The organism is Mesorhizobium sp. M7A.F.Ca.ET.027.03.2.1 (assembly GCF_003999175.1).
Classification (GTDB): Bacteria; Pseudomonadota; Alphaproteobacteria; order Rhizobiales; family Rhizobiaceae; genus Mesorhizobium.
In genome coordinates this window covers 1-952 of the sequence record NZ_RZOM01001552.1, presented here as the reverse complement: position 1 = coordinate 952, position 952 = coordinate 1, and the positions used below count along the sequence as shown (strand labels likewise).

Below are 952 nucleotides of genomic sequence, written 5' to 3'. Positions count from 1 at the left end.
TCGCCAGGCAGCGGCCCGGCATGGCTGGCATGATCGATACGTTCGTGGCCGCGGCACTTCTGGTGCTGATGCTCAGCGAGGACGACCAACGGACATTCGCCGGGCTGCAGACCGTCGTTCACGTTGTCATGACGGCGAATGCGCTGCTTGCCCTTTTCGAGTTCGCCACCAAGACGCTTATCTTCCCCTATCGCCTCGACGGCGTGGCGTTTACCACCGATCTGCGCTCGAGCGCTCTGCAGGGACATCCGCTCGCCAATGCCATGGTGACGTCGATCTACGTGCTTGCGCTGCTCTCCGGTGCCAGATCCCTGTCGACGCCTGTGCGGATAGGATTGATCGGCCTGCAATGCGCGGCACTTGTCGCGTTCGGCGGCCGTTCGGCGATGGTGATGACGATTGTGCTGGGCGGTTGCTACCTGCTTTCCAAGGGCATCAGCAAATTGCGCCGGGGACGCGTCAATCTCCTGGGTGCGGCACTCGGCTTCATGCTTGCCGCGCTGCTGCCGGTCGTCATCATCGTGGCGGCATATTATGGCTTTTTCGACGCGCTGCTGGAGCGCTTCGTGTCGGACAGCGGCAGCGCCAATGCCCGCGTCGAGATGTTCGAGCTCTTCAAGCACCTGGAATTACGCGATCTGATCGTGGGGCCGGATGTCGACCTAATCGACAGCCTGCGCCGCATCAACGGTCTCGAACAGGGCATCGAGAACCCGATTATCCGCACCGTCCTCTATCAGGGCGCCTTCTTCACCCTTTTGCTGACGTTCGGCTTCGTGCTGTTCCTGTTCGAGGTGGCGCGCCGCTGCCATCCCGGCATCTGGCTGCCGATGCTGGGCTGGGTCATTCTGATCAACACCTCGGAAAGCGTCGCGTCGAAGACGACGCTGCTGACCAAGTTCGTGGTGCTGGCGCTGGTGCTTTACCGGCCGACGCGGGCAGCGTTCAGGCC

The 952-nt window shown here is 62.3% G+C and carries 1 protein-coding gene; it reads left to right on the top strand.

Translation table 11 applies throughout. The features are described 5' to 3' along the window. Positions 1-20: 20 nt before the first annotated feature. Positions 21-952, top strand: a 932-nt coding sequence (locus EN750_RS36370) for a VpsF family polysaccharide biosynthesis protein (protein ID WP_245482924.1), incomplete at its 3' end; no start/stop codon positions are given.